Origin of the sequence: Pseudoalteromonas sp. BZK2, from assembly GCF_014349195.1 — a bacterium.
GTDB lineage: Bacteria > Pseudomonadota > Gammaproteobacteria > Enterobacterales > Alteromonadaceae > Pseudoalteromonas > Pseudoalteromonas simplex.
Window position 1 is genome coordinate 1 of record NZ_JACSOG010000048.1, and the last position, 26083, is coordinate 26083.

The 26083-nt window shown below is 42.3% G+C and carries 22 protein-coding genes and 1 tRNA gene; 13 read left to right on the forward strand and 10 right to left on the reverse strand.

Features of this window, described 5'->3' with window-relative positions; all coding sequences use genetic code 11:
* Window positions 1–112 precede the first annotated feature (112 nt).
* The gene (rtcR, locus tag BIZ38_RS19730) at window positions 113–1705 is read right to left on the reverse strand and encodes an RNA repair transcriptional activator RtcR (RefSeq protein ID WP_222938091.1); all 1593 of its coding nucleotides are present in this window, start codon (window positions 1703–1705) and stop codon (window positions 113–115) included.
* Window positions 1706–1955: 250 nt separating this feature from the next.
* On the opposite strand from rtcR, the gene BIZ38_RS19735 reads away from it, so the two are divergent.
* The 6 genes from BIZ38_RS19735 to BIZ38_RS19760 all read left to right on the forward strand — a co-directional run bounded on the left by BIZ38_RS19735 (window position 1956) and on the right by BIZ38_RS19760 (window position 7784).
* A tRNA-Ser gene (locus BIZ38_RS19735) sits at window positions 1956–2026 on the forward strand.
* A 233-nt stretch (window positions 2027–2259) separates the two neighbouring features.
* Window positions 2260–3414 carry a slipin family protein gene (locus BIZ38_RS19740; RefSeq protein ID WP_187491099.1) on the forward strand — a complete coding sequence of 385 codons (1155 nt, stop codon included), beginning with the start codon at window positions 2260–2262 and terminating at the stop codon, window positions 3412–3414.
* A 28-nt stretch (window positions 3415–3442) separates the two neighbouring features.
* A complete protein-coding gene (locus BIZ38_RS19745) occupies window positions 3443–4669 on the forward strand; it encodes an RtcB family protein (RefSeq protein ID WP_058586008.1) in 1227 nt (408 codons plus the stop codon).
* Between the two features lie 2 nt (window positions 4670–4671).
* On the forward strand, window positions 4672–5700 hold the full coding sequence (rtcA, locus tag BIZ38_RS19750) for an RNA 3'-terminal phosphate cyclase (RefSeq protein WP_187491100.1): 1029 nt from the start codon (window positions 4672–4674) through the stop codon (window positions 5698–5700).
* 15 nt (window positions 5701–5715) lie between these two features.
* Entirely contained in the window at window positions 5716–6972 is a 1257-nt protein-coding gene (locus BIZ38_RS19755; protein WP_187491101.1) for a multifunctional CCA addition/repair protein, read from the forward strand.
* A complete protein-coding gene (locus BIZ38_RS19760; protein ID WP_187491102.1) occupies window positions 6969–7784 on the forward strand; it encodes a DNA polymerase beta superfamily protein in 816 nt (271 codons plus the stop codon). The genes BIZ38_RS19755 and BIZ38_RS19760 overlap by 4 nt, the downstream gene beginning before the upstream one ends.
* Before the next feature lie 20 nt (window positions 7785–7804).
* Here BIZ38_RS19760 and BIZ38_RS19765 read toward each other — a convergent pair whose 3' ends face one another.
* Genes BIZ38_RS19765 through BIZ38_RS19775 form a run of 3 tightly spaced genes read right to left on the reverse strand, consistent with a single transcriptional unit; the run spans window position 7805 to window position 9920 of the window.
* A complete protein-coding gene (locus tag BIZ38_RS19765; RefSeq protein WP_187491103.1) occupies window positions 7805–8125 on the reverse strand; it encodes a low molecular weight protein tyrosine phosphatase family protein in 321 nt (106 codons plus the stop codon).
* 8 nt (window positions 8126–8133) lie between these two features.
* Complete coding sequence (prfH, locus tag BIZ38_RS19770) at window positions 8134–8772, reverse strand: peptide chain release factor H (protein WP_187491104.1); 639 nt, start codon at window positions 8770–8772, stop codon at window positions 8134–8136.
* Window positions 8769–9920 (reverse strand): RNA ligase RtcB family protein, encoded by a 1152-nt coding sequence (locus BIZ38_RS19775; protein WP_187491105.1) that lies wholly within the window; start codon window positions 9918–9920, stop codon window positions 8769–8771. Before BIZ38_RS19775 ends, prfH begins: the two co-directional genes overlap by 4 nt.
* A 370-nt stretch (window positions 9921–10290) precedes the next feature.
* On the opposite strand from BIZ38_RS19775, the gene BIZ38_RS19780 reads away from it, so the two are divergent.
* A complete protein-coding gene (locus BIZ38_RS19780; protein WP_138619583.1) occupies window positions 10291–10509 on the forward strand; it encodes a hypothetical protein in 219 nt (72 codons plus the stop codon).
* Between the two features lie 19 nt (window positions 10510–10528).
* Here BIZ38_RS19780 and BIZ38_RS19785 read toward each other — a convergent pair whose 3' ends face one another.
* From BIZ38_RS19785 to BIZ38_RS19795, 3 genes are all read right to left on the reverse strand, one after another.
* Window positions 10529–11647: an alpha/beta hydrolase gene (locus BIZ38_RS19785; protein ID WP_187491116.1), complete on the reverse strand. Its 1119-nt coding sequence runs from the start codon at window positions 11645–11647 to the stop codon at window positions 10529–10531.
* A gap of 156 nt (window positions 11648–11803) precedes the next feature.
* Window positions 11804–13624, reverse strand: coding sequence for a glutamine--fructose-6-phosphate transaminase (isomerizing) (glmS, locus tag BIZ38_RS19790; RefSeq protein WP_187491106.1), 1821 nt, complete (start codon window positions 13622–13624; stop codon window positions 11804–11806).
* A 95-nt stretch (window positions 13625–13719) separates the two neighbouring features.
* Window positions 13720–14490 carry a DeoR/GlpR family DNA-binding transcription regulator gene (locus BIZ38_RS19795; RefSeq protein WP_187491107.1) on the reverse strand — a complete coding sequence of 257 codons (771 nt, stop codon included), beginning with the start codon at window positions 14488–14490 and terminating at the stop codon, window positions 13720–13722.
* 155 nt (window positions 14491–14645) lie between these two features.
* Here BIZ38_RS19795 and BIZ38_RS19800 point away from each other — a divergent pair, with 155 nt between their 5' ends.
* Entirely contained in the window at window positions 14646–15173 is a 528-nt protein-coding gene (locus BIZ38_RS19800) for a sugar O-acetyltransferase (RefSeq protein ID WP_187491108.1), read from the forward strand.
* A gap of 116 nt (window positions 15174–15289) precedes the next feature.
* Here BIZ38_RS19800 and BIZ38_RS19805 read toward each other — a convergent pair whose 3' ends face one another.
* From BIZ38_RS19805 to BIZ38_RS19815, 3 genes are read right to left on the reverse strand one after another with little or no spacing between them, the layout of a single operon-like run.
* Entirely contained in the window at window positions 15290–17686 is a 2397-nt protein-coding gene (locus BIZ38_RS19805; RefSeq protein ID WP_166341339.1) for an ABC transporter permease, read from the reverse strand.
* 1 nt (window position 17687) lies between these two features.
* Complete coding sequence (locus BIZ38_RS19810) at window positions 17688–18389, reverse strand: ABC transporter ATP-binding protein (RefSeq protein ID WP_187491109.1); 702 nt, start codon at window positions 18387–18389, stop codon at window positions 17688–17690.
* A gap of 11 nt (window positions 18390–18400) precedes the next feature.
* On the reverse strand, window positions 18401–19654 hold the full coding sequence (locus BIZ38_RS19815) for an efflux RND transporter periplasmic adaptor subunit (RefSeq protein ID WP_187491110.1): 1254 nt from the start codon (window positions 19652–19654) through the stop codon (window positions 18401–18403).
* 230 nt (window positions 19655–19884) lie between these two features.
* Here BIZ38_RS19815 and BIZ38_RS19820 point away from each other — a divergent pair, with 230 nt between their 5' ends.
* The 5 genes from BIZ38_RS19820 to BIZ38_RS19840 all read left to right on the forward strand — a co-directional run bounded on the left by BIZ38_RS19820 (window position 19885) and on the right by BIZ38_RS19840 (window position 25437).
* Window positions 19885–21300 (forward strand): sigma-54-dependent transcriptional regulator, encoded by a 1416-nt coding sequence (locus BIZ38_RS19820; protein ID WP_187491111.1) that lies wholly within the window; start codon window positions 19885–19887, stop codon window positions 21298–21300.
* 3 nt (window positions 21301–21303) lie between these two features.
* Window positions 21304–22608 (forward strand): sensor histidine kinase, encoded by a 1305-nt coding sequence (locus BIZ38_RS19825; RefSeq protein WP_187491112.1) that lies wholly within the window; start codon window positions 21304–21306, stop codon window positions 22606–22608.
* Between the two features lie 85 nt (window positions 22609–22693).
* Window positions 22694–23233: a hypothetical protein gene (locus tag BIZ38_RS19830; RefSeq protein WP_082389218.1), complete on the forward strand. Its 540-nt coding sequence runs from the start codon at window positions 22694–22696 to the stop codon at window positions 23231–23233.
* 118 nt (window positions 23234–23351) lie between these two features.
* On the forward strand, window positions 23352–24629 hold the full coding sequence (locus BIZ38_RS19835; RefSeq protein WP_187491113.1) for a LysM peptidoglycan-binding domain-containing protein: 1278 nt from the start codon (window positions 23352–23354) through the stop codon (window positions 24627–24629).
* 91 nt (window positions 24630–24720) lie between these two features.
* Window positions 24721–25437: a hypothetical protein gene (locus tag BIZ38_RS19840; protein WP_187491114.1), complete on the forward strand. Its 717-nt coding sequence runs from the start codon at window positions 24721–24723 to the stop codon at window positions 25435–25437.
* The last annotated feature ends 646 nt before the right edge of the window (window positions 25438–26083 follow it).

Genomic DNA, 26083 nt, shown 5'->3' on the forward strand with positions numbered 1-26083 from the left:
TAACAAGGCAAAAATTTCGTTATTTAGTTGTTCTAAATCAGAAATTTTTAACGCAGGTAGCGACAGGTTTAATCCCTCAAAATGATTAAGTATTATTGCTGATTGGTATAATTTAAGCTAAGTCAGACCATGCTAAATTGAATTTACGTAAGTATTTTTGTAATCGAGTTGAGTCATTGGCTTGTGCTTTTTTGGTACGACTCACATCAAATAACTCACGCCCAGCTGAGGCCATGCTTGAATGCTGCTCACAGATACTAAGCACATAATTTAACTGAGCAATATCAAACTGATCTAAATTCGCTATTTGCTCTTCTGACAAATAGTGAGCAAGGCGATTAGACGCTTTAGGTTGCACATTAGATTGCCATGAGTCTTGTAACCGTGCGATTTCGTCATTAACATCCGTCACGGTGATACGCGAGGAGCTCGCCAAAGTACATAAACGAGTAATTGCAGAGCTTAAATCACGAAAGTTTCCCCGCCATACCGCTTGCTTCGACATAGCAAACTGCTCAAACAACTGCTTTGCTTCTTTATTGAATTGAATTCGCTGCCCGGTTTTTTGCTCAAATAAACCCATTTCATAGTCAATATTGGCAGGTATATCTTCTTTTCTGTCTTTTAATGCCGGTAACTGATAGCTCCACAAATTGATACGCGCTAATAAATCTTCACGAAACAGCCCTTTTTCGACTTCGGCTTTTAAATCTTTGTTAGTGCCAGCTATGAGTTGAAAATCACTCGCAACAGTTTGATCACTGCCAACTGGATGAAAGGTCTTATTTTCAATGGCGTGTAACAGCATTGCTTGTTCTTCTAAACCAAGCTCGCCAATTTCATCTAAAAACAGCACACCATTATTTGCAGTGAGTAAGTAACCGCTTCGCTCTCTTTGAGCACCAGTAAAGGCCCCTTTTGTGTGGCCAAACAAAGCAGCCATGGCATTTTCACCACGTAACGTGGCACAGTTAACCGACACAAGCTCACCTTTTAAAATGGCGCGCTTTTTTTTCAGTTTATAAATTCGCGTTGCCAACTGGCTTTTACCAGCTCCCGTAGGGCCCGTCAGAAGCATAGGATCATCTGAACGAATTGCCACAACTTCAATCTGCGCAATCAACTTATTGAATGCACTGTTTTTAGTTTGAATACCGCCTTTTAAAAATGCATTACCTTCTAAATGCTCTTTATCAAAACGAGTGGCAAGTTGATCATACTTAGATAAGTCCAAATCAATAATTTGAATCTTACCTGTCGCTTTATTTTGATTATGCTTATCGGGTGATGTTTGAATTAAACGCCCAGGAAAATGACCACTCTCGGTTAATAAGAAAATACATATCTGCACAACATGGGTGCCAGTCGTGATATGAAAAAAGTAATCGTGCTGATCAGTATCAAAACGCTGTTGATGACACCAATCATAGAGCTTGGCGTAAACCTCTTCAAAATCCCAAGGGTCTATAAAGTTAATATTTTCAAGGCATACCGTGGTTTCTGGGGAAATCGACTCAATATCTACTGCAACATTATTCGCTAAACGCGAGCTATGAGTATCATGCATCATATACAGCTTATTAACGATGAACTCTTCTTGACTACATAAGCTGACATTGGGTCGCCATCTTGCCCAACGGTCTACGCGCTTACCCACATAGTCTAATTGAGTTCCGAGAATACTCACCACAATCGCACTTTTCAAAATATATCCTTATAGATAGAAACTGTATCCATTTAAATACCAAATAACACTATCGTCAAGTGCCTCATCACCCAACACAAACTACAAAAACAGAATAAAAAACATAAAAATCAGTACTTTACAAACTAAAAAACACTCTTTTTTAGTTGTGGCACAGCTCTTGGAATAGAGAAGTGTGATTAATTAGGAGTGATTCAAATATCACCCTGGTGCGTTACACACTGTGAACACGTATGCCTAATCACAAAACTATTAATGTAGCTCAGAGGTAGAGCAGCGAAATGATTTCGTCGGTCATGGGTTCGATTCCCATCTTAATACTATAAGTAGCTCAAACAGGTAGAGCACCAAAACCAATTTGGATGTTGCGGGTTCAAATCCCGCCTTAGTCAAAATCGTAACTTTAAATGTTAGTAAGTCGTTGTTTGCGCTGACTGATAAACGCTTAAGCATGAACGATAACAGCAAGCCGGATGCTCCCTGTTATTGCGACGCCCAAAGCCTTTTTCAGTTAACAAATACACACTTGCTAACAATCAATAAGGAAATAGAACATGTTAAGAAAAACACAATTAGTAGCAGAGAACCAAAGAGTGCTCGTTTTTAAAGACCAGCAACTAACAGACGTGTTAATGCCAGGAAAGCATCGTTATTGGGATTTTCACAAGCAGCTTGAGTTTGTCACCTTTGATATTAACTCACTGTATTTCTCAGAGCGAAATACTGAACGTTTGTACCGTAATAACCCAATCTTGCAACAGCATATAAGTCATTGGAAACTTGAGAACAACGAGCTAGGTATGTTGTACGTTGATGATTTACTACAAGGGATCGTCGCTCCTGGTGAGCACTTATATATTTGGCAAGATGCAGGGGCTATAAAACTTGAAAGAATTACTCTCAACAGCACTCAAGCGGTGCCTGAGCAATTATTAAATTTAGTTAATCGAGCTGGTGCAAATAGCGCAACTCGCTTAATTAGAAGCGAAAAAACAGTCGCAATCAAACCGATCGCCGAGTTTAAAGTCGCGAAAGAGCATGTAGGCTTACTTTACATTAACGGCCATTTTATTGGGAAGTTGCAGCCTGGTATTCATGCCTATTGGCAATTTAACCATGATATTGAAGTGAAATGTTATGACTGTAGAACACAAAGCGTAGAAGTATCTGGGCAAGAAATTCTCAGCAAAGACCGAGTTAGCCTGCGCATTAATTTAACTGCCAATATCAAGCTGATGGATGCTGAGCTTGCAGCAAAGAGCGTAGATAAATTGGATGAATTCATCTACAAAACTCTACAACTAGCACTCAGAGAAGCAGTTGGTACAAAAACGCTCGATGATATCTTATTAGATAAGTTGTATATCAATGAAACAGTGAAAGAGCTAGTGATTGAACAACTGAAGGAGATTGGTATTGCTCTATCTGGCGTTGGTGTGAAAGACATTATTTTACCGGGCGAGATGAAAGCCATTTTAAATCAAGTGGTCGAAGCGCAAAAAGCAGCTGAGGCAAATGTAATAAAGCGACGTGAAGAAACATCAGCAACACGCAGCTTACACAACACCGCGAAAGTAATTGAGAACAACCCGACGCTAATGCGCCTTAAAGAGTTAGAGGCATTAGAGAAAGTCGCAGAAAAAATAAATAACTTAACCGTTTATGGCGGCCTTGAAGGGCTAATGAACGGGGTCGTAAAAATAGCCTAACAGGCTAGGACGAGTAAGGAATCAAATTATGTGTAATAACTACAACACAATCGAACAACAAGGACAGGTACCTATAAAGGCATGGACAAAAGGCGTACCGTTTGAAGATGCAGCTATTGCTCAATTAAATAATATTGCGCAAATGTCGCTAGTTCATTCTCATATCGCGGTCATGCCAGATGTTCACATGGGCAAAGGCGCCACAATAGGTAGCGTCATTCCCTCTGTAGATGCAGTGATCCCTGCGGCGGTAGGCGTTGATATTGGTTGCGGCATGGTTGCAACGAAAACAACGTTAACGGCTTCGCAACTGCCCGATAATCTGGCGGCAATTCGTCATGCGTTTGAAGCTGCGGTACCACATGGTCGAACAGGCCGAGGTAGAGGGGCTCGCGACAGAGGTGCTTGGCATAATATTCCTGATGTTGTTGCAGGTGAGTGGCAAAAACTTGAGAAGCGGTTTGAAAAAATCTGCGCTAAGCACCCTGCAATTAAAAACAGTAATCATGTAAATCACCTAGGTACGATGGGCACAGGCAATCATTTTTTAGAACTCTGCCTAGATGAAAACAATGCTGTTTGGATCATGCTGCACTCAGGTAGCCGAGGAGTTGGTAACCGCATAGGCACTTACTTTATCGAGCTGGCTAAAAAAGAGATGGAGCGTCATCAAATCAACTTACCTGATATGGATCTTGCGTATCTGAAAGAAGGAAGCGAATACTTTGATGACTATGTTGAGGCTGTGGAATGGGCGCAAGATTTTGCAGCTAAAAACAGAGAGATCATGATGTTTAACGCTATCAAAGCGCTTAAAAAGCAAATACCTATCGCTTTTGAAACCGCGGAGCTTGCTGTTAACTGTCATCATAACTATATCTCGCGTGAGCATCACTTTGGCAAAGATTGTTTTGTAACACGCAAAGGAGCTGTACGTGCACAAAAAGGTGAAATGGGGATCATTCCCGGAAGTATGGGAGCGCGCTCTTTTATTGTTCGCGGCTTAGGAAACCCTGATAGCTTTAATAGCTGTAGTCATGGAGCCGGCCGAGTCATGTCACGTACAAAAGCTAAAAAGGTCTTTAATATTCAAGATCAAATAGCGGCAACCCAAGGGGTAGAATGCCGCAAAGATGCTGCGGTGATTGATGAAATTCCGCATGCGTACAAGGATATTGAAAAGGTTATGGCAGCACAGCAAGACTTGGTTGAGGTTGTACATACACTAAAACAAATAGTCTGCGTAAAAGGATGATAATGAACTATTTAATAATCGATGGTGCACAAGGTGAAGGCGGAGGGCAAGTACTTCGCACCGCCCTCACCTTATCAATGTTAACCAAGCAAGCCATTGAAGTTGTTAATATTCGGGCCAAGCGAAAAAAGCCTGGCCTGTTACGCCAGCACCTAACCTGTGTGTTAGCAGCACAACAAATCTGTGATGCCGAAACAGCAGGAGTTGAACTAGGCTCAAACCATATTCGCTTTGCGCCTAAACAAATAAAAGCGGGTGATTATCACTTTGCGATTGGCACAGCAGGCAGTACAACGCTTGTATGCCAAACTGTATTACTGGCATTAGCGACAGCAAAGCAGCCCTCGACCATAACCTTTGAGGGTGGCACACATAATGGCATGTCACCTTCACTGTGCTTTTTTGAGCACTGTTATTTGCCAGCTTTAGCAAAAATGGGGGTGTATTGTGAGCTCACTGTTACCAAGTATGGCTTTTACCCTGCCGGTGGTGGTAAATGGCAGTTAACCATTTACCCGTGTGAAACATTAAAGCCCTTTGCGCATTTTGCACAGCCAACGAAGGATGCCAAAAAGGCGATTAAAGTACTTGTTAACAAGTTACCGGGGCATGTTGCGAAGCGTGAAATTAGCACTGTAAAACAATACCTTGATTGGACAGGCGCTGAAACCACGATCACTCAAGTAGAAAGTATAGGAGCAGGAAACAGCTTGCAGCTACATATAACATCAGACACTCATAACAGTATTTTTGAAGTTATTGGTCAACATGGCGTTGCAGCACAAAAGGTGGCTCTGAAAGCGGTAAAGCAGGTTACACAATTTACCCAATCAGCAGCGGCAGTAGAAGAACATCTGGCAGATCAACTGCTCTTGCCATTAGCTTTAGCCGGTAAAGGCGAGTTCAAAACCAGTGAACCAAGCTTGCACAGCTTAACCAATGCAGAGGTCATCAAAACGCTTTTGCATGTAGAGATAACGTTTACTCAGCTTGATGATAACCTATGGCAGGTATCATTAACTGATACCTAATTAGGATGATCGGCAATGGAAAACACATTAAAACATGTTTATTTAGTCGGTGGTGCAGTTCGCGACAAATTGCTAAACAGAGTGGCAGCTGATCAAGACTTTGTTGTTGTGGGTGAAACACCAGAAACCATGTTAGCCCTAGGCTTTGAAACTGTTGGTAGTGATTTTCCAGTATTTTTACATCCAACCACCAAGCAAGAATATGCCCTCGCTCGCACTGAACGAAAGCAAGGTCGTGGCTACAAAGGGTTCACGGTGAATGCCAGTACCAGCGTAACTTTAGAAGACGACCTTGCGCGACGAGACTTAACTATCAATGCAATGGCGATGAGTGCCGATGGCGAGCTTATAGACCCATTTAACGGCCAACAAGATTTAAATAACAAAGTACTTAGACATACATCAGCCGCATTTGCTGAAGATCCATTACGTGTACTGAGAGTGGCTCGATTTTTAGCTCGTTTTGGTGAAAGCTTTAGTATACATCCGGAAACCAAGGCATTAATGATGCAAATACACCAACAAGGTGAATTAGCTTATTTAACGCCAGAACGGGTTTGGAAAGAAACCGAAAAAGCACTTGCTGAGCCTCACCCTGAACTTTACTTCAAGACGCTGTATGGTTTAGGTGTGTTTCCAGAAATAGATGCAATGAGTGGTGTTCCCCAACCAAAAGAACATCACCCTGAGGGCGATGTTTACACCCATACACTGTTAGTTTTGCAAAGAGCGGCTCAGCTAAATTTTGATGTAGAAACTCGCTTTGCCGCATTAACGCATGATTTTGGCAAGGCGACGAGCTTTGAGCTAAACGGTAATTTACATGGCCATGAACAACGCGGCGTAGCAGTGATCAAGGCGTTTTGTCAGCGTTTAAAAGTGCCTAAACGGTTTTATGAGCTGGCAGCATTAACCAGTGACAATCATACGCGTTGTCACAAAATCGCACAGCTAACACCAAAAACATTACATAAATTACTTGTCGACAAGCTAAATACGCAAAATAAGCCTGCGCGGTTTTTGCAGTTTTTGGATGCGTGTCAGTGTGATGCGCAAGGACGGGGACCAAGTTTTATACATCGGCCTTATGCGCAACGAACACTTGCACTGGATTTAGTAAAACAACTAAACAAGCTAGATAAAAAAGCACTTGTGCAACAAGCAATACGCCAAGGTAAAAGCGGCATAGCCATCGGAAAAGCAGTTCGCGAAGCAGAAATAAAGCAACTACGTGATTACTTCACGGAGCAAATTAGTAAGGAAACAAAATGAATAACACAACAGCACACTCAGCAATCGATGACAGTCTAAGAGCTGAAATAATGCGACGCATAAAAGCGGCAGAAGCAGAACATAACGTTAAAGTGTTATTTGCTATTGAGTCGGGTAGCCGAGCATGGGGATTTGCAAGTCCTAACAGTGATTATGATGTGCGCTTTATTTATGCGCACGCTAAAGATTGGTATGTAGCAATTGATGTTGAAGAGCAAAGAGATGTAATTGAATACCCAATCGTCGATGAAATCGATATAAATGGTTGGGATATTCGTAAAGCACTCAAACTATTCAGCAAATCAAATCCCGCGTTTATTGAGTGGTTACAATCACCCATAGTGTATGTTGATGATGGCTTTTTTGCTGCACATGCAAAGCGGCTAATGCCACAGATAGTGTCATCTCATAAAGGCATTTATCATTACCTGCATATGGCTAAAGGTAACTTTAGAGAGTATCTAAAAAAAGAGCGTGTTCCGCTGAAGAAATACTTTTACGTATTACGACCACTACTGGCGATTATGTGGCTCGAAAAATACGATGAACCTGCTCCGATTGAGTTTGATAAACTAAGGGAGCTTGTCAAAGAGAACCTAGCATTGGATGCTGCGATTTCAGATTTGCTCGCCCGAAAAAGGGTAAGCCTAGAAAAAGAATACGCGCCAGCTGTGCCTGTAATTAATGAGTTTATTGAAGCAGAGTTAACACGGCATGAAAACTACACAGCTAACGTAAAGAAGAAAGTCGTCGATTTTGATGCTTTAAATCAGTTGTTTAAAGAAACATTAGCAAGATACAGTGAGTCCTAAAACTCACTGTATCTGTTTTTCTACAAGTATTGATTTACGACATCAACTAAAGTTTCAATGAGTGCCTCATCCATATATTGGTACTCGTCGGGTATATCGAGTACCTGAATCGGCTTATGCTGCAATAAACGGCTAAACTGCGCTTTAAGACGTTGTTTATGCTTATGTTCCATCACAAAAATTATATCTGCCCAATTAATATCAGCAATTGTTACCGTGTGCCTTGCTCGTGGGCTTGTGCCTGCAGAGCGGGCTTTAATGCCATTGTATTGGTTGAATACCTTTTCTGCCGTTGGGCTACGCCACTGGTTACGGCTACATATAAACAGTAAATTTTCCATGTTGTTTGCTAACCTTTTCCTTTGTGAGTCTGGCTAAATTCAGGGCCCTTAAACGTACGAATGGGGTTACCCCGTTGCAGCTCATTGTGTTGTTGCCACCGCGACTTTTGCTGCTGGCTTGCTGCTTGCTGAGCTTGCTCTGCCAGTTTTTGCATTAGCAACAATCGGGCTAAACGCTTATTCGCATGCTGACTTCGTTCACTCTCTACGCGAACAGTAATTCCTGTCGCAACATGGGTAGCACGAACAGCCGAATCAGTGGTGTTTACATGCTGGCCTCCCGCGCCACTTGCGCGGCATTGCTGAAAGCGGATCTCGCTATCAAATTTTTGCTCTGCCATTTCAAATAGTTGACCGCCAAAGTACCAGTTTTTACGCTTATGCCTTGCTCTGAATGGGCTTTGACAAACCCACAACATCGAGCCATGCCATTGCTGAGCAAACTGTTTTAAAATTCGCGGCTCAGCACCGGTTAATTCAAGCAATACCGATTTGTAGCAGCCTGAAAGTTCAGCTTGCTCTACAGCAAGAGTATTCACCTTAATAGCTAATGCTTTAGCATCACACTCAAGGCGCTTAACAGCCATAGCCACCGCTTTGCAGCACTCTAAAGGACCCGCACCTGACGATAATTGCACTAAGATCATCCGCACGTTCCTTGTGTTTTAAAGGTAAGCACAGGCTTTAATTTAGCAATTACAGTAACCAGCCCTGCATCAACAAGGTCATCAATAACTGTTTGGCAGTCTTTGTAAGCTTGTGGTGCTTCGTCATAAAGCAGCGTTTTATCATTACAGATCACCCTGCTACCAAACGCTGTGCGATATAAATCTTCCTTTTTAAACTTGTGACTCAAACGGCCTTGGCATTCTCCACGCTTCCATTTGCGACCAGCGCCATGCGCAAGGGAGCGTAAATTTACGTTTTGCTCAGCCGTTGGCTTAACTAAGTAACTGTAATCACCGCGAGAGCCCGGGATCATCACAGCCCCTTGATCGCTGGGTGTAGCGCCTTTTCGATGTAACCAGCCAGCTTGCCCTGCAATCTGTGATTGACTTACAAGGTTATGATTCACATCTAAAACCTGTTCGCCACCAGCACGAATAGCTTGCAAAAAACGCCGTGCGATCAGTTCTCGGTTTAACTGAGCCCAACGCAGGGCTTCGTCATGTTTAGCCATATAATCTGTAAAGGCACCACTTTCTACCTCAAGGCCATCATGGTTATGCTCTGCAATATGCTTAACTAAAATAGCTTGCCCTAACCCTCTAGAGCCAGAATGTACCAATAGCTGCAATTGTTTAGGTTGTAGGCCTAAAGCAAGCAAGGCTTGTTGATCAAACACCTCTTCAATCGCCTGAAATTCAGCGAAATGATTGCCACCACCTATGGTGCCAAGGGCACTATCAAAACCAATTTGTGTGATAGCCAGTTCCTGTTTTCGCTCGCTAATCAATGTGTACCAACTTTCATCTAGCGGCTGTTCAACATCGCTTAAGCGTTTTGCGAGCTTATCTACATTTAACTTGGCTAACTTAGTATTGGTTTGCCAAAGCGACATACCGCAGCCAATATCATTCCCCACTAAAGCGGGGTAAATTCTACCTTCTGTAAAAAAGGCTGCCCCAATGGGGTAACCTCGACCAGGGTGTAAATCGGGCATACCCGCTACAGCGTGCATACCAGGTAATTCAGAAGTTTTAATTAATTGTTGTATTGCTAGCCCTTCAATCCACGACTCTTTAGACGCAATTAGGCTAACGTTATCAGTAAGTTTTTGGACGGACTTGCCCATAATACCAATTCCTTTCTCTGCAATAGAAAAATGCTAACGAAAAATGATTTGGCAGGTCTTTGATTAATTGATCAGGCTTAGCTTTAAAAAGCTAATAAAGAAATAGCTTCGAGCTAGGCAAGAAAACGACCTGCAAAGGAACAAGTTGTATAAGTCATATTGTTTACTCCTCTACAGTGTGTGAATGGTTAAAATCGCGGCGATTGTAAACACCTTAAAAAGTGAAAGCAACTAAAAAATAATCAATCGTTGTTATTTACGCCCTTTTAAAATGTTCATCACAACGTGAAAAGTGTGCAATTAAGCGCCTATGGGTTGTCATCTAGAGAAAATTTGAACAATCAAAAATGCCTTAAAAATAATAACAAGAGTGACTGCAAGGTTACTCAAAAAGGATACAGCTCATGTTAGCAGCGCAGCTGAACTACCAAAAGCGATTGATGCCGCCTTTCAATCTGCGGTGAGTGCGAAAACTGTGCCGGGCATTACTGTCGCGGTGACTGTGGTTAAAAACGTTAATGGTGATAACAGCGCAGATGTATTTGCGCTTGCCCTACAAACCCTAAGCTATTATCACCAAGACCATTGATTTGTTTAAGGCAGCTTAATTATAGCTGCCCTTGTAACCTCGTTTTTGTCTCTTTTAAGTAATCTGGGTAGGGATACGAGTCATCTGCAACAGCGATTGCAGCCTCAATTTGAACTAATGCTTGGCGAACATTACCTTGCATTTCATAGCCATATGACAAAGCTGACAGTGCATACGCTGATTTAGGGTAGTTTTTGATATTGTACTTAAACACCTCAATAGCCCGCTCAAATTGCTGGTTATCCGTTAAGCTGTAACCCAGCATCCTAACAGCGCGGTCTGGTGGCGCTATTTGCTCGCCCCATTGCTGAGATAAACGTTGATAATAGGCATCAATTGATGAAACATCATCGCCTAGTGCACTCAAAGGCATATGTTTAGATAAAAATAAGCCATGGTACGCATTAAATGCCCCAGCGGCTGAGGTTAGGTTATGCGAAACGCCTGCAAAGGCATCGCTCTTAAAGCGCAAATTTTGCACCTTACTATTTTGCACTGTTTGCTGCATATCATCGTATCTTTCGCGCATAATGCCGGCTTCTTCGCCGATATTCATATATACATAGCTGTTAATACTTTTGGCTTTAGTAATAAAGGTATTTAGACTCTTAGCCGGGGCGCCATAGTTCCACCATACCGCAGGGCTATAAGCAATGTGCGCTTGAAATAACTCAGGGTCAGCCTGCATAGCATAAAGAGCAAATACACCCGCAGCTGAGGCTCCGGCAATAACTCTATAATCATGAGTACGATACTGTTTATTAACCAAAGGCATCAGTTCTTGCTCTACAAAAGCTAAAAACTTTGCTGCACCACCGCCTTCGCCAACAGGCCCTTGTGGTTCTTTGTTCACTGTCGGATAAAAATCTCTAAGTCGATTAGTGCTTTCAATTGCAACTACAATCACTTCTGGCGCTTGATCATTTTGTTGTAAGCGCTCAAGCACAGCATTAATCAATGGTAAATTACCAGCCCCATCTAAACGGAAAATAACGGGATACCTTTTGTTTGGATGTGTTTGATAGCTTTTTGGCAATTGCACAACGACAGTGCGTTGCTCACTAAGATTACTTGATTCGATAGTATGCGTATGTTGGCTGTAATGTGTAACCGCATCATCTGCAGCTGGTTGAGCCATTACATGACTAGTACAGAGTAAAAAACCACTAATACAGAGTAACTTAAATAGTCGCACGACTTATCCTTAAGAAATATTGGTAATTTTTTAAGCTAACAGAATTGCAGGTACAAAAAAAGGCGCATATTGCGCCTTAATAAAAATAAAACTCTTAACTTACTCAACCGTCACCGATTTTGCTAGGTTTCGAGGTTGGTCTACGTCGGTGCCTTTAATAACCGCAACATAGTATGAAAGCAGCTGTAACGGAATTGTATATACAACTGGAGCAATCACGTCATCTACATGGTTTACGTTGATTACACGCATTGTTTCGTCAGATTCAAACGCTGAGTCTTTGTCTGCGAATACATAGATAATACCGCCACGGGCACGTACTTCTTCTACGTTTGATTTAAGCTTTTCAAGTAACTCGTTGTTTGGTGCTACAACAATGATTGGCATGTCGGCATCAATCAACGCAAGAGGGCCATGCTTAAGCTCACCCGCTGCGTATGCCTCAGCGTGAATGTATGAAATTTCTTTCAGCTTAAGTGCACCTTCCATCGCGATTGGGTACTGTGAACCACGACCTAAAAACAATGAATGGTGCTTATCAGCAAACTCTTCAGCTAAATCTTCAATCCCTTCTGCAAGTAGTAATGCTTCTTCTAACTTGTTAGGAAGTGTTTTGATTGCATTCACAATCGCACTTTGATCTAAGCCTTTTTCTTGGGCAATCGATGCCGTTAGCATTAATAAACCAACAAGCTGTGTGGTGAAGGCTTTAGTTGATGCAACACCAATTTCAGCACCGGCTTTAGTCATAAAGGCTAAATCAGATTCACGTACTAATGATGAACCCGGTACGTTACAAATGGTCATTGACGCCATGTAACCTTGCTGTTTTGCTAGACGCAGTGCAGCAAGCGTATCGGCTGTTTCACCAGACTGTGAAATGGTCACAAGTAAGCTGTTTTCATGTACAAATGATTCGCGGTAACGGAACTCAGAAGCAATCTCAACATTACAGCTCACGCCAGCAAATTGTTCAAGCCAGTAACGAGCAACCATACCTGAGTGGTATGAAGTACCACAGGCAATAATTTGCACGTGTTTTACGTCTCTAAAGATTTGCTGAGCACTTTCGCCAAAGGCATCAATCGCTACAGTGTCATTAACTAAACGGCCATCAAGGGTGTTACGTACAGCAAGCGGCTGCTCGTAAATTTCTTTCAGCATGTAGTGACGATATTCGCCTTTACCTGATGCATCTTGCGTAATGTTTGATTCAATCACTTCGCGTTCAACTGCATCACCATTTGCATCAAAGATTTCTACACTGTCACGGGTAATACGAGCCACATCACCTTCTTCAAGGTAAATAAAGGTACGAGTAACAGGTAATAGAGCTAGTTGGTCAGAGGCAATAAAGTTTTCGCCAAGACCTAAACCAATCACCAGTGGGCTACCTGAACGCGCTACGATGATTTCGTTATCGTTCGCTTTATCAAATACAACTGTACCAAATGCACCTTCAAACTGCTTAACTGCAGCTTGCACAGCTGCTAAAAGCGTATCGTGTTGTTGGCGAAGTTGGTGAATAAGATGCACCATAACTTCAGTGTCTGTTTCTGATAAAAACTCATAACCATCGCCTTTAAGCGCATCGCGTAGGCTGGCATGGTTTTCGATAATGCCGTTATGAACTAGGGCAATTTCGCTGTTCGAAATATGTGGATGAGCATTCGCTTCAGTTACGCCACCATGAGTAGCCCAACGAGTATGTGCAATACCAGTAGTGCCTTTAACAGCGGCTTCATTCAGTGCCGCTTCAAGGTTAGCAACCTTACCTACTGCTTTTACAGTGTTAAGCTCAGTACCTTTTAGTAAAGCCACACCTGCCGAGTCATAGCCACGGTATTCAAGGCGCTTTAGGCCTTCAACAAGAATTTTATTTACTGGGCGTTCTGCAACAGCCCCTACAATTCCACACATAATCTCTCCTTTTGCACATGCCAAAGTGTTTTACTTTGGGCGAGATGTGTTGTCATAAATGATGCGTAATAAGGTGTTGTCGGTCTTATTACGGGTTATTCAATTTCTGCACAGATCAGCTGTACACCACATGCTGTTATCGCCTCGCGCTTATCTGCACTTAGGTTGTTGTCTGTGATAACTGTGGTAACACGCTGCCAAGGCAGTTCTAAATTCGGTATTCTTCGGCCAATTTTTTCTGACTCAACCAGCACCACTACCTCTCGGGCAGCTTCAGCCATCACTTGGCTAAGCCCCACTAATTCATTGAAGGTTGTAGTACCTCTATCAATATCAATGCCATCGGCACCAATAAACAGTTGGTCAAAGTCGTAAGAGCGTAGAACATTCTCCGCAACTTGGCCCTGAAACGATTCTGAATGTGGATCCCAAGTTCCGCCGGTCATCAAAAGTGTTGGCTCATTTTCTAGTGAAAGCAGTCGGTTAGCGACATTAATAGCATTTGTCATCACAACTAAACCGCGCTTTTTGGCAAGCTCGGGGATCATCGCTGCTGTAGTGCGACCGCTATCAATGATGATGCGGTTATGATCTTTAATAAGCTTTGCAGCCGCTTGGGCGATTGCCATTTTGCGAAGCGAGTCGCTTTTCTCGTTGCTATTTGCAACGATTTCTTGCGGCAATGCAATAGCGCCACCGTAACGGCGTAGCAACAAGCCACTTTTTTCAAGGGCTGTCAGATCTTTACGTATCGTCACTTCAGAAGTTTGAAACCGCTCTGCTAACGCTTCAACAGCAACTTCACCAAGTTCATTCACTTGGCTTAAGATTGTATGGCGACGTTGTTGAGTGTTTCGTTTTGTCATAAAGTGAATTACATAAGTTTCGTTTCGAAAGTTTTGAGATTTTAAACGAAACAATATAAATGGCAAGTGAATGATCGTTAACCTACACAGCATTAATTTTGATCTTCATGACCAACACGCTAAGCTATTGGCAAATATAACCATGAAAATGCCCCATGAAAGAGTTTAATAGCCTCGATAAGTCCTTACTCGAACAACGAAAAAATGTCCATGAAGTTTGTCGTTTATTTGCCAAAAGCCCAAGTAAAGGCAATTTAAAACGTCTAAGAGACATGTTTGCTCACTGTGGCGAACAGGTTGTTATTGAAGCGGGTTTTCATTGTGATTATGGCAGTGGTATTAAAATAGGTGATCGAGCCTTCATAAATATCAACTGTACTATGCTCGATGCACCGCTAACTGATACGCAAATTACGATAGGCGATGACTGCTTAATAGGCCCTAATGTGCAAATTCTTGCAGTATCGCATGCAGTAAACCCAACCGAGCGTTTAGCAAAAGCTAATTTTGCAGCGCCGATTAGCATTGGCAACAATGTATGGATTGGTGCAGGCGCCATTATACTCGCGGGTATTAAAGTTGCTGATAATGCCGTGATTGGCGCAGGGGCAATAGTTACCAAAGATGTCGCGGCAAATACTTTAGTAGCAGGTAACCCTGCGGTGAAGGTCAAAGACCTTTAAGCCTATATTTACGCGCTAAAGCACGTCCTACCGTAGGTTGCCATTTATGGCGACACATTTAAAACTAAAAAAGCCCAGCTGTATTGCTGGGCTTATAGTTGGGAGTTAGTTAACTGTTATTCATATCGTAAGATAAGTGATGGTCTGGTGCTTGCGGCCTTAAAGGCTAAACTTGCAACGGTAACCCAAGTAATAGTGGCTACAGCAACGGCGGCAACTAAATACACCCATACAGCTTGTTCAATGCGGTCATTAAAGTTTGCTAACCAATCACCAACTAACAAGTAAGTCACTGGATACGCAATAGCAATACTTACCGCCACCAGCACTAAGAACTCTTTAGCAATGATATTTACGATACTGATGCGAGATGCACCTAGCACTTTTCGAACAGCCACTTCTTTTTGACGACGCACTGTTGCAAACGAAGCCAAACCAAAGGTACCTAAACAAGTTAAGAACACTGCAAGGCCAGTAAAGATTAAAACGACATTCGAAATTCGCTCATCACCTTTTAACAGAGTTTTGTAGTTGTCTGCGAGTAAGTTGATTTTTGGCTCATAGATATTGGCTGAGCTTGCTAATACTTCAGCGATCTGAGCTTTAATATAAGGCAAGTTTTGCTGATCAATCGTTAAAATTAATTCTGATACAGGTGATAAAAAGTTAAAGCCACATAAGAACATAATATTTGAGTTGGCATCTTTAGCATTACCTACTTTTACATCTTCAACCACACCCACAACACGCATATCTATGCCGCGACCTGAGTCTTTAATAACCTTACCGATAATGTCACTCATATTAGTGTAACCCGCTTGCCTTGCGACAGATTCAGTCACAATGGTGCCCGTACTTGTTACTCCATTTTCGCGGCTTGCCCAGTCACCGGCAAACTCACGGCTAAAGTCACGACCAGCAACCAGTTTTAATCCTAGTGTTTTTACAACATCGTAGCTTGCGCCAACAACAGGCGTTAAGCTGCCAGATGCTTCACCATTTGGCCACGTTGGCATAAGTGTATTATTGATTGAAACAGTTAAACGGGTATCAATAACTGTTGTTTGCTGTACGCCTTGAATTGCACTAATACGGTTAACTAAGGCATTTTTTTCTTTCGTGAATACTTCGCCTACTGGTAGCTCTGAAATAACCAATCTTTGTGTCGTTTCATAGCCTAAAGGTAAGCTTTGTAAGTAAGTTAATTGCTTTAACAAAGTAATAGAGGCAATGATTAAACCTATTGCTAGTGAAGCCTGTAAGGTTAGTAAGCTCTTACGAACCCATATTGCAGTATTACCTCGTTGTAAGTCTCCACTTAAAACGCGTTTTGCACTGAATGACGAAATAAAGAATGCAGGATAAAGCCCAGCTAATATGCCGACAGCAATTGCGACCACAATAATTGCAATGCCAAATTCAGAGGCATAATTCACGACCAATTCGCGGTCTACTAGTTGATTAAAGCTTGGTAAAAGTAGCTCCACTAAAGCACAAGCAATCACCATTGAAAGCATTGATACCAACACAGATTCAGATAAAAACTGCGTTACTAACTGGCCTTTACTTGCGCCAAGCGCTTTACGCACACCCACTTCTTTTGCACGTTTCGTCGATTGAGCGACGGTCATATTAATAAAGTTAAAACCTGCAATAAGAATAAGTAACACGCTTAAACCAACACAGATCATGACCACTTGTTTAGCACCACCTGCTTTCATCTCAAACGGTGATTTTGCAGTTAGGTGCAAATCAAGTAATGGATGCAGCTCTAAACTAACTTGCTCCAGCATCGAATTGCTAAAAAAGCGCTCTGTTAAGGTTTTAGCTAATGCATCGGTATCGGTGCCCTCTGCTACACGCATATAAACATAACTACTGTTGATGTCTATTTTGCTTGGATCATGCTTAACATAAACAAGGTTTTTAAAGGCAAAGTGAGTGTTGTCTTTTAAGTCCGCAAACACGGCACGCACCGTGTACTGTCCTTGTTCATGCGTTAGTGTTTCGCCAATCACATCGGTGCGACCAAAAATGCGCAGTGCTTCTGACTCACTTAAAGCGAGGCTGTCTGGTGTACTCATTGCTGTTGTTAAGTCACCCGCCAGCGTTTTCAGAGCAATAAAGTTTTCAATATTTGCTGTAGCACCATATAAGGCATTTAACTTATAGCCTTGGTTGCGGTAACTCACATCAACCATGGCTTCACGAGTCAACTCGACCATAGTTAATCCGAACACTTCTTCAACTTGGCTGTAATCTTCGGCCTGCTTTGACTGTACATAATTAAAAATAGGCACCACAGCTAAACCAAGTTTTGAGAAGTCTTGGCCAACGCGATAAACACGCTCAGCATGTGGCTGTTGGCTATCGTACGAAAGCTCATTTTTTGCAAACAAAGCAACTAGAATTGCCGCAGCTAAGCCCACACTTAAACCCAGAACATTTAATATAAAGTGCTGTTTTTGGTTTTTAAACGCGCGCAGCGCGGTGATCAAATAACTTAAAATCATGTTATGCCACCTCTGCTGTTTGTTGAACACGGTTAGCTTTATCAACCATCACTTGGCCATCAAGTAAGCGCACTAAACGGTCAGCATAATTGCCTTCTTTTTCTGAGTGAGTAACCACAATTACCGTGGTACCTTCGCGATTTAGCTCACGCAGCATCGCCATGACTTCATCACCATTTTTTGAATCAAGGTTACCCGTAGGCTCATCCGCTAAGATAAGTTTTGGATTAATCACAAGAGCTCGGGCTACCGCTACACGTTGCTGCTGACCACCCGATAGCTGCTGCGGTAAGTGATCTGCTCTATGGTCTATTGCAACTCTTTTTAAGATTGCGTCTACTCGCTGTTTACGTTCACTTTTTGAGATATTTTGATACTGTAATGGCAGCTCAACGTTTTCAAATACTGTTAATTCATCAATTAAGTTAAAGCTTTGGAAAACAAAACCAATTGACGCTTTTCTAAGTGTCGCTAATTGCTTTTCACCAAACCCTGCGATGTCTGCACCTAAAAATTCAAAACTGCCTGCCGATGGCGAATCCAACATACCTAAAATAGAGAGTAATGTTGATTTACCGCAGCCAGATGGCCCCATAATGGCAAGAAATTCGCCTTCGTTTACCTGTAAGTTAATGTTATTAAGCGCTGTTGTTTCAACATCTTGAGTACGGAACACGCGTGATAAGTTAGTTAATTTAATCATTGTTTTTATCCTTAAAATTGTAGTTGTTGTGCTTTATCAAAGTTGCTGTAGCTAGAGGTGATCACGCGATCTCCGGCGCTTAGGCCACTTAACACTTCATAATAGTTTTGATTCTTTTTGCCAAGACGAATGTCTTTTCGTACTGCACGATTGCCATCTTTTTCCATGACATAAACCCAGTTACCTCCTGAGCTGGTAAAAAATGCGCCGCGTTCAAGTAATAAGGCAGTGCCTTTGCTATCACCTAGCATCAGCTGCACATCAAGGCTTTGTCCGCGTTTTATGTTGCTCGTACCATTGGGTAAATCGACTTCAACCTGAAACTGTGATTGCTGAACACGACTATCAATTTTGCTAACCGTCGCCGCAATTTCGCCTTGTTCATGCTCAATAAGCACTTGCATACCTGTTTGAACTTGGCTCAGGTAAAACTCATCTAGTCTCACAACTAGCTTGTATTCATTAGGAATATCAATCTGCCCTAGGCGAGCACCACGGCTTTTTGATTCACCAATTTCAACATCAAGCTCACTTAAATAACCATCGGCTGGTGCTGTTACGAGTAGGTTTTCAAGGTTCTTACGCGCAAACTGTAGGTTTTTCTCTAGCATGTCGGCACTGTCTTTTAGCTGGGCTACCTGAACTTCACGAATGCTGTTTTCTTGCTTTTGACGTTCAAGGGTTAGTTCTTTACGCGCTTTGTAATACGCTAAGTCTTCTTGAATTTCAGATAATTGCTCTTGTGCTAACACACCCGTTTTCACTAGCGGCTGAGTCTGTTTTAAGCGACGCGATAAATGCGTAATTTTAAGATCGATTTCAAGCAAATCACGGCGTAAGTTTAAACGGCTGGTTTCCATATTCATTTGCGTGTTACGTAAAAAGTTAAGCTGCTCAGTCACCTGTGCTTCACGGCTCATTACATCAAGCTGCAAGTTGGTATTGCTTAAACGCACAAGTGGTTGGCCTTTTTTAACAAACTCACCCTGCTCAACAAGTCGCTCTTCGACTTGGCCTCCGGCAATGGTGTCGAGGTAAATAGTAGTGCGAGGCATAACCTGACCACGAAGACTTAAAGCATCAACAAATTCACCTTGTTGTACTGTGCTAATCGTTAAGCTTGTCGCGGTTACTTGCTGACTACGACCTGTTTGCTCAGTTTGCGTGAAACCATAAGCTGCTGCCGCAACAGCTAAACATGCAGCTGCTATTACTGATTTCTTAAAAAATGCTTTGTTATTTGAGCGTGTAATTTTCTTATCCATGTTAACGCCTTTAAGTTATCTAGGTACTAATTACCTATAGATAAAACAACTCTTGTGCCAACTTTTATTTTTATTAAATTACAACAACTTATTTAAAAATAAATAAACATGCATATAATCAAGTGTCCGCTTATAGAACACTTCAAAACCCATGTATCGTCCATAAATGGACACTGTTACTATTTTCAATTAGTCTTAGTGTTCCCATAAAGGAATAATAATAAATAGCTATGAAACAAGCAGGATCAATTCTTATTGTCGATGATAACCCCGACGTACTTATCGCCGCACGATTACTTTTAAAGCAGCATTATCAGGTTGTAAAAACCACAGATAACCCCTTTGATATCGAAGGTATCATTAACGCACAGCATGAGGCGGATCAGTCCATAGATGTTGTGTTACTCGATATGAACTTCACGCAAGACTCAATTAGTGGCAAAGAAGGATTCTACTGGCTAAAAAAGATCATGAGCCAAGACGCTAATATTGCGGTACTGCTTATGACGGCCTACAGCGATATTCAGCTAGCTGTCGAAGCAATTAAAGCTGGTGCCTCTGACTTTATTGCCAAACCTTGGCAAAATGAGCAATTACTCGGTGCTGTTGCAGCGGCATTTTCACACGCTAAAGACAAGCAGCAAGTTGGTAAGCTCACAAAACAAAAGCAGGCCTTGCAGCAGTCAATCGGCAATCAACCATTTGAGTTTTTAGGCCAAAGTGATGCCATGCAGCAGGTTTTTTCGGTTATCGACAAAGCAGCCAACACAGATGCCAACATATTGATTAGTGGCGAAAGTGGCACAGGTAAAGAGCTCACCGCCCATGCAATCCACAATGCAAGCCAGCGCCAAAGCCAACCATTCATAAGCCTAGACATGGGCTCACTAGCCGAAAGCCTGTTTGAAAGCGAACTATTTGGCCATAAAAAAGGGGCGTTTACTGGCGCGAAAGAAGATCGCATTGGTCGATTTGAGCTGGCCCATGGTGGTAGTTTATTTTTAGACGAGCTAGGTAATTTACCGCTTAACCAACAAGTTAAACTGCTCGCAGCACTACAAAACAGGCAAATAACACCGGTTGGTGGTTCAAAAGTCATCGATATTGATATTCGTTTGATCTGTGCAACCAATGAAAACCTCGAACAAGCAGTTACTGAAGGCAAGTTTAGGCAAGACTTACTGTACCGTGTTAATACCGTAGAGATCCGTTTGCCAGCTCTGCGTGAGCGTAGTGAAGACATTCCATTACTGTGTAACTACTACTTGCAGCACTTTGCACATAAATACAAACGTGAGCTCTCGATTGCAGCATCTGATATGGCACGTTTAAGTCAGTATCATTGGCCAGGCAATGTCCGTGAACTTGCCCATGCAATTGAGCGAGCAGTCATCCTATCAGAAGGCTCAGAGCTCGATATAAGCTCAGTGATAAGCTCGGTGATAAGCTCACCAAATGCTGCTGTTAGCACAAGTGAGCTCTCTTCAAACGCCACTGACTACGACACTTTTGATCTTGAAATCATCGAGCAGAGAACCGTTCGTGCAGCTTTAAAGCATTTTCAAGGGAACGTGAGTCATGCAGCAAAAGCGCTCGGCCTAACACGCGGAGCCATGTATCGTCGTTTAGAAAAATACGGACTGTAATCGATGCGAAATTTTATTAGCTTAGCCTGCCTATTAGCTGCGCTAATTGGTTTATCAATTGCTTTGTTTTGGCAAGTAGAGCAAAGCGGGTTTTCTGCAATTTCGGCACTTTTAGTTATTTTAAATTTGGTATGTGCCGCGCAAATTTTTAATTTATTTAAACGCCAAACAAGGCGTGCAGATATGGTGTTTCGCGCTTTAGCGAATGGAGACAGCACATTAGGCTTTGGCGACCAACACCCTATGCAGCAGCAATTTGAGCAGGTTAAACAACAAATTCAGGCTGCGCGTTTTAATGCAGAGCAACAAGCCCAGTTCTTACAAGCGCTATTAATTCATATCGATTTAGCAGTATTAGTATGTGACGAACAAGGCACTATTATTGAAAGCAATCCGGCGGTCAGCCGTTTACTTGGACACGCTGTAAAGCACATCGATGATTTAGGTGTAATAGCCAACCTAGTCCAAGACGCAAAGCAAAATAGCCGTAATACCGTGCCATGGCAAAATGGTGAGCAGCACGATACGTTATCTGTGCAGATCAGTATTGCCGAAATCCAAGGTAAAGTTCGTAAAGTGATCAGTTTGCAATCGATTCATGATCAGCTGCAATTAAAAGAGCAACAAGCTTATAAGCGCCTTACCAAAGTACTAACCCATGAAATTGCTAATTCGATTACGCCACTCTCTTCTTTAGCACAAACTTGTACGGCGCTGCTGCCAAATGAGCTTAGTTTTGATGATCATGAAGATAAACAAGACTTGCAACTCGCCCTAACAACACTCGCATCACGAACCGAGCATTTAGGGGAATTTATAGCGCAATTTAAAAAGGTTAGTAGCTTACCCGCCCCACACTTACAGCCACATATTCTGGCCGATCTTGCCAAGCAAGTTGTCGCTCTGCACTCACAGCAAGCTAAGCAACTTAATATTACGTTGAATTTATCGGTGCAAAGCCAACAGTTAGTAATGATAGATAGAGGCCAAGTTGAACAAGTAATAATAAACCTGTTTACCAATGCCATTGATGTCCTTAAGCAGCTAAACAATCCAGAGTCAGCAAAGTGCATTGAAGTAAGCATTGCACAAAATGCTAATCAACAACTTTATTTAGAAGTCAGCGACAATGGAACAGGTATCAGCGATCATGTGATTGAGATGATTTTTGTGCCATTTTTTACTACTAAGCAACAAGGCTCAGGAATAGGCTTAAGTTTATCACGCCAGATCATGCTCAATCATGGCGGCGATCTGGTATATATCAAACGCCAACAAGGAGCCTGCTTCCGCTGCGTGTTCGGCTAACTTACATAGTTAGAACACTTACTTACAATTTGCTAAGGCGCTGTTTGGTATCATCAACCCATTAACGTTTAATGGACTAACCAATATGCGATACCTTGCCTTAGCACTGTTTTCTTCACTTGCCTTCATTCCTGCTACAAGCTTTGCTGGTATTTATGACAGCCCTAATATGAACCTGTTTGTTAAGTCAGAGCATAATAGTACTGATTCAATCACCTCAGCCGGCATCGAAGTTATGGCTAAAAATAACTACAGTAATTTCGGCGCAGCATTTACAACGGCACTGGGCTCAGCAGAAGTATTTACTAAAAAAGGTGATCGGGAGACATTTCTCACCTTAGATAGCGGCATCAAATTTGGTTATTTCAGCGACTTTTTTGTCTATGGCGAAGTGGGCTTAGATTTAATTGAGCTTGCTGTATACGACGACCGCGATGACCACGACTACAGAGACCGCTATGATGACGACCACAATAATATTGATGGCTATGTTGGTGTAGGTATGGGCGTGGACTCAAAGCCATTCAGAATAGAGATCTATGCCAGAGCCCGAGAAATAGACAGCCGCTATTGGGAAGCGCAAAACCATGGTTATGCTGGGTTACAAGTTAGTATTTCGTTTTAATTTCAATTGGGTGAGTAAGTTAGCGAGCTGTTAATCTAATGGTCATTTTTAGCTCACCCTATGTTAAGCTTAGGCGCTTTAGTTTACCCGCACCTAAGTTAACGGAGTATTTTAATACGTGTTTTTAAATCGATTTTTAGGCCTTGTTGTTGTTTCTCTTATTGTAACAGGCTGTCAGACTGCCCCTGAGTCACTTCCCGAAAAGAAGCCTACCATCAAAGCCAATCCAGGTACTGTGGTTGCAGAAGCTAAAACAGCACAAGTAGACGCGGTGACACCGCTCAAACCAAGTGAACTAGATGACGTATGGCAGCGTATTCGCATTCAACTGCAGTTTAGCGATTCAAGTCATCCAGATGTGCAAAAGCGCATTGCTTGGTACCTTACTCATCCAAATTACATGGAAGAAATAAGCCGCCGTGCAGCGCCGTATTTGTATCATATCGTCACAGAAGTAGAAAACCGCGACTTACCAATAGAACTCGCTCTAATGCCGCTTATAGAGAGCGATTTTGATGCCAGTGCCTATTCGCACAAACATGCATCGGGTTTATGGCAACTCACCCCCTCAATCGCCAAATACTTCAAAGTAAAAATTACCCCTTGGTATGATGGTCGCCAAGATGTGATCGACAGCACCCGCGCAGCTTTGGATTTTATGGAATACCTTTATAAACGCTTTGATGGCGATTGGTATCATGCAATTGCTGCCTACAATATTGGTGAAGGGCGTGTATTACAGGCAATTGCTCGTAATAAAAAACAAGGTAAATCGACGGACTTCTTTAGCTTAAAGCTACCATCGCAAACCAAACAATACGTGCCTAAGTTACTAGCCGCAGCACAATTATTAAAACACCAAAAAATGATATTCCCTGCCATTAAGAATGAGCAGGCTATTGCGACCTTAACAGTGACTGGTGCAGTGATCTTGGCAGACAAAGCGAAATGGCAAGAGCTTGAAGAGCTAAACCATGGCGTTATCCGATATCCCGCGGTAATTGATGCGCCACATATTGTGGTTCCCAAAGCTCAGCAAGCAAGTTATCAAACTCTATTAGCTAATCAAAAGAGCAATGATTATAGCCAATGGCAACATTACACAGTTAAACGCGGTGATAGCTTAAGTGTGATTGCAAAGAACTATAAAGTAACAGTTAGCCAACTGAAAACCTTCAATAACCTAAAAACAAACACCATTCGTATTGGTCAAAAACTGATATTACCGCAATTGGCTGATCAACAAATCGAGTATAAGGTGAAATCTGGCGACAGCCTTTGGAAGATTGCAAAGCAATACAAAGTCAGTATCACTAAACTCAAACAATGGAATAACCTTTCAAGAGATAGCTTAAGAGTGGGTGAAAAGCTCACCGTATTTATCTCAAATAGTTAATACCTAATCAGGGAGTTTTACTCCCTGTCTCTTTTATCTATCCAATTAAAGTTGTATCTTTATTAGTCTATAAAAACAACAATTAAAAATTATGGATAATCCGCAACAGGACGCAAGCTGTTCAACCGTTAAATCAGAGCAAGACTCCAACGTTGAAGAGCAAACAAAGACTACCCAGCAAAACACTCAACCAGCCAGCAACCAGCGCAAGGCATGGTTTACCAACGAGCGGCTAAACCTATTTCTCGCACTCTGCGCGATTATTATCTCCGCAGCCTCTTTTTATGCCACTTACTTGCAAGCCAACGCCGCAGAACGACAAGTAAAAGCCGCAACCTGGCCATGGCTCGAAGTGATGACGGGAAATTTTAATGAAGAAAAAAATCTATCTGAAATCACCTTTGTGCTCTCTAATTCAGGGTCAGGACCTGCGATAGTAAAGTATGTGAAGTATCATTATAACGACCAATCATATTTAGATATCTATAAAGTAATTTCTGCATGCTGTTTTGATACACAAGCATATGAAACACAGCTACAAACTCTGCAAGATGATTCTCCCGATATAAATATTTTCGAAGCATTTGGCTGGATTATGACGAGTGCCAGTGATAACCGGTTACTGGCATCTGGCAGCAAACTTAAACTTTTTGGTTTCAAGCAAACGGGATTTAATGAAACTCAATGGGACAAAGTAAATGACCAACGCTTTAATATCAAAACAGAGATCTGCTACTGCTCGTTGCTAGAACAATGCTACCTAAGCGATGGCCGCGGCGATGTGAAAGAGATAGAGCAGTGTAAGTGAGTTGCGAGAATAAAGTTAGCGAGGGAAAAGTTGCAAGAGTAAAGTTTGGAAATCTGCCGTAGGTTGGGTAGAGCGAAGCGAAACCCAACACAGAGCTTTCAGCCCTCAGCGAACAGCCGCGTGGTGGAGATGTTTGGTGCTGCGCCTTCCTATGCAATTAGGCTCTAGGCTCTAGGCTCTAGGCTCTAGGCAAAGTTTACTTGTAGGAATGGCTTTAGCCGTGAATGTGTTTGTTAAGGTCTGAATTCGGCACTGAAGTGCCTCCTACGAGGTTTGTTGCTGAGGGAAGCTCAGTTACCTAAACCCGGTAAATCAACTGACATCTAATATCTGACGTCTGAGATACGCATCTCGTAGGAATGGCTTTAGCCATGAATGTGTTTGTTATGGTCTAGATTCGGCACTGAAGTGCCCCCTACGGGGGTTGTTGCTAAGGGAGTCTATGTACTAAACAACCCCGCAGTTCAACTTTACCCTTGCTAACTAGCAACTCGCTAACTCACGTTGGGTTTCGCTACGCTCTACCCAACCTACCAGGCTGAAAGCTAAAACGCAAAAAAGCCCGACTCTTTCGAATCGGGCTTTCTCTTATTTGGAGCCTGGCGATGACCTACTTTCACATAGCAGCTGCTACACTATCATCGGC